Origin of the sequence: Mesorhizobium sp. M7A.F.Ca.US.002.01.1.1 (assembly GCF_004022955.1) — a bacterium.
Taxonomy (GTDB): domain Bacteria; phylum Pseudomonadota; class Alphaproteobacteria; order Rhizobiales; family Rhizobiaceae; genus Mesorhizobium; species Mesorhizobium ciceri.
In genome coordinates this window covers 1-3,680 of sequence record NZ_RZQE01000535.1, presented here as the reverse complement: position 1 = coordinate 3,680, position 3,680 = coordinate 1, and the positions used below count along the sequence as shown (strand labels likewise).

Here is a 3,680-nt window from a genome sequence, read left to right as displayed (position 1 = left end):
AGGCAGGGGGATATTTCGATGAGCGAGGGACACTCGACCTATACGCCCAAAACCGGTCTCGGACGCTGGTTCGACGCCCGCATGCCGCTGCCGCGGCTGGTCTATGACAGCTTCGTTGCCTATCCGGTGCCGCGCAACCTCAACTATGCATGGACCTTTGGCGGCATCCTGTCGATCATGCTGGTGGCGCAGATCCTGACCGGCATCGTGCTGGCCATGCATTACACGGCCGACACCAATCTGGCCTTCGGCTCGGTCGAGAAGATCATGCGCGACGTGAATTCGGGCTGGCTGCTGCGCTACATGCATTCGAACGGCGCCTCGTTCTTCTTCGTCGCCGTCTACATCCACATCTTCCGTGGCCTCTATTACGGCTCCTACAAGGCGCCGCGCGAACTGCTGTGGATCCTCGGCTGCATCATCTATCTCCTGATGATGGCGACCGGCTTCATGGGCTACGTGCTGCCATGGGGCCAGATGAGCTTCTGGGGCGCCACCGTCATCACCGGCTTCTTCAGCGCCATTCCGCTGGTCGGCGACTGGATCCAGCAGCTGCTGCTCGGCGGCTTTGCCGTCGACAACCCGACGCTGAACCGTTTCTTTGCGCTGCACTATCTGTTGCCGTTCATGATCGCCGGCGTTGTCGTGCTGCACATCTGGGCGCTGCATGTCGTCGGCCAGTCGAACCCGACGGGCATCGAGGTCAAGTCGAAGACCGACACCGTGGCCTTCACCCCCTACGCGACCATCAAGGACGCGTTCGGCATGATCGTGTTCCTGTTCTTCTTCGCCTATTTCGTCTTCTACCTGCCGAACTATCTCGGTCATCCCGACAACTACATCGTCGCCAACCCGCTGAAGACGCCGGCCCACATCGTGCCCGAATGGTACTTCCTGCCGTTCTACGCGATCCTGCGCGCCATCACCTTCAATGTCGGGCCGATCAACTCCAAGCTCGGCGGCGTGCTATGCATGTTCGGCGCCATCGTCATGTTGTTCCTGGTGCCGTGGCTCGACACTTCGAAGGTGCGCTCGGCGGTTTACCGGCCCTGGTACAAGCTGTTCTTCTGGCTGTTCGTGGCCGATGCCATCCTGCTTGGCTGGCTGGGCTCGCAGCCGGCGGAAGGCAGCTATGTGTTCATGGCGCAGATGGCGACATTGTTCTACTTCGCCTTCTTCCTGATCGCGCTGCCGGTGCTCGGCCTGATTGAGACGCCGCGACGGTTGCCGAACTCGATCACCGAGGCGGTGCTCGAGAAGAACAAGGGCGGCAGCGGACATCCGGCGGGCGCTACGGCGGCTCCGGAAACCAAAGGCTGAGCGGGTAGAGAATCTAAGGGGATTTGGCATGAAAAAGATTCTCACCTCGCTGGCGCTGATCGGCCTTGTGGCCGTCGCCGCTGGGGCCGCGGGCACTCGGGCGATCGCCGCCGAAGAGGCACACAATGTGTCCAATCCGACGCATTTCCCGATCGACGAGCCGAAGGAAATGGACTGGAGTTTCACCGGCCCATTCGGCACCTATGACAAGGCGCAGCTGCAGCGCGGCCTCAAGGTCTACAAGGAAGTCTGCTCGGCCTGCCATTCGATGAACCTGGTGGCGTTCCGCACGCTGTCGGACCTCGGCTATTCCGATGCGCAGATCAAGACGCTGTCGGCCGAGTACACCATCCACGACGGTCCCAACGATGCCGGCGACATGTTCGACCGTCCCGGCAAGCCGTCCGACCACTTCCCGCCGCCCTTCGCCAATGAGGAAGCCGCCGCTGCCTCCAATGGCGGTGCTGCTCCGCCAGACATGTCCCTGCTGGCCAAGGCTCGCGGTGTCGAACGCGGTTTTCCGCAGTTCGTCTTCGATATCTTCACCCAGTACGACGCGGGCGGCCCCGACTATATCCACTCGCTGCTGACCGGCTACGACCAGACGCCGCCGGCCGGCATGGTCATCCCGGAAGGCACCCACTACAATCCGTACTTCATGTCCGGCGTGTCGCTGAAGATGCCCAAGCCGCTCTCCGACGGCCAGGTGACCTATGATGACGGTGCGCCGCAGACCATCGACCAGTATTCCCGCGACGTCTCCGCCTTTCTGGCCTGGGCGGCCGAGCCGCATATGGAAGACCGCAAGAAGACCGGTTTTCGCGTTCTGGTGTTCCTGCTTTTGTTCGGCGCGCTGGTCTATCTCACCAAGCGCAAGGTGTGGGAAGGCGTGGCGCATTAAGCCACACGATCAAGTGATCACGAAGGGCGCCGAGAGGCGCCCTTTTGCATTTCCAGAAGCCGGCCATGTCACATGGCCGTCACCGCATCCGGCGATCCTGTGCTGCTCTCATCAAAGGATCGCACCCATGAAAAGATACGCATCGCTCGCGGCAGGCCTGTTGCTGCTCATCGTCGGCTCGGCCGCGCAAGCGGAGGACGCCCAGCCTTTCGTCACCAACAAGGATGTCGACCTGACGATGATCCTGCCGCCGCCGCCGGCAAACGATTCGGCGCAGACCAAGGCCGAACTCGGCGAGGTGCTGATGCTGCAGGTGACACGCACGCCCGAGATGGTAGCCAGCGCCGTCGCCGATGCCGACGAGAATGTCTGGCGCTTCGCCAACGTCATGGGGCCGAAATTCAACAAGGAAACGCTGCCCAAATTCAGCGCCTTCTTCGACCGCGTCGTGGCCACCGAAGGCGCCGTCGTCGATCCGGCCAAGGATATCTGGAAGCGCCCGCGTCCGCACCAGCTCAGCGACCTCGTCAAGCCGGCGGTCAAGTTGTCGAGCTCCGGTTCCTGGCCGTCCGGCCACGCCACCGTCGGCACCATGATGGGCATTATCCTGTCCGATATGGTTCCTGAAAAGCGCGCAGAGATCATGGCGCGTGCGGCCGAATACGCCCACAACCGCGAGGTCGGCGGCATCCACTATGCGTCCGACGTCGAGATGGGCAGGATTTCCGGCAGCGTCATCGCCGCGGTCCTGCTCAACCGGGACGACTTCAAGGCCGAGTATGAAGTGGCCAGGGCCGAGCTTCGTTCGGATCTCGGCATGTAATCTTCGTCAATCGGATTAGACCAGAAAGGGGCGCTTCGGCGTCCCTTTTTTTGCTCATGGCCATGTCCGGAGGGCAGCTCGAAAAATAGTCCGTTGGCACGCCGACAACAGGTTGATATTCGATGCATCGAACGGTGGCGAGAAACTTGTCCCGCCATGGCCTTTGGAATTCGATGATGCGGCTCAGCGACTGTCACAACTTTTCCGATTTCCGCCGCATGGCGCAGCAGCGGCTGCCGGGACCGATCTTCAACTACATCGACGGCGCGGCGGACGACGAGGTCACCTATCGCCGCAACACCGAAAGCTTCGAGACCTGCGACCTGGTTCCCAACGTGCTGCGCGGGGTGAGCGAGGTCGACATGTCGGTGACGGTCATGGGCCAGAAGCTGGCGATGCCGTTCTATTGCTCGCCGACCGCCTTGCAGCGCCTGTTCCATCACCAGGGCGAGCGCGCGGTCGCCAAGGCCGCCGCCAAATACGGCACCATGTTCGGCGTGTCGTCGCTGGGCACCGTCAGCCTTGAGGAGGCGCGCAGCATCAGCAGCAGCCCGCAGGTCTACCAGTTCTATTTCCACCGGGATCGCGGTCTTAACCGGGCGATGATGCAGCGGGCAAAGGCGGTCGGCGTCGAGG

General features: G+C 62.1%; 4 protein-coding genes. All 4 read left to right on the top strand.

The genetic code is table 11. The features are described from left to right. The first annotated feature begins 18 nt into the window (after nucleotides 1-18). Nucleotides 19-1,320 (top strand): cytochrome b N-terminal domain-containing protein, encoded by a 1,302-nt coding sequence (locus tag EN932_RS31355; RefSeq protein ID WP_013529985.1) that lies wholly within the window; start codon nucleotides 19-21, stop codon nucleotides 1,318-1,320. 28 nt (nucleotides 1,321-1,348) lie between these two features. Further along, nucleotides 1,349-2,221, top strand: a complete 873-nt coding sequence (locus EN932_RS31350; RefSeq protein WP_127369323.1) for a cytochrome c1 — start codon at nucleotides 1,349-1,351, stop codon at nucleotides 2,219-2,221. Between the two features lie 127 nt (nucleotides 2,222-2,348). After that, on the top strand, nucleotides 2,349-3,044 hold the full coding sequence (locus EN932_RS31345) for a phosphatase PAP2 family protein (protein WP_013529987.1): 696 nt from the start codon (nucleotides 2,349-2,351) through the stop codon (nucleotides 3,042-3,044). Between the two features lie 176 nt (nucleotides 3,045-3,220). Next, nucleotides 3,221-3,680: alpha-hydroxy-acid oxidizing protein (locus EN932_RS31340; RefSeq protein ID WP_206618981.1), on the top strand; the 460-nt coding region annotated here is incomplete at its 3' end.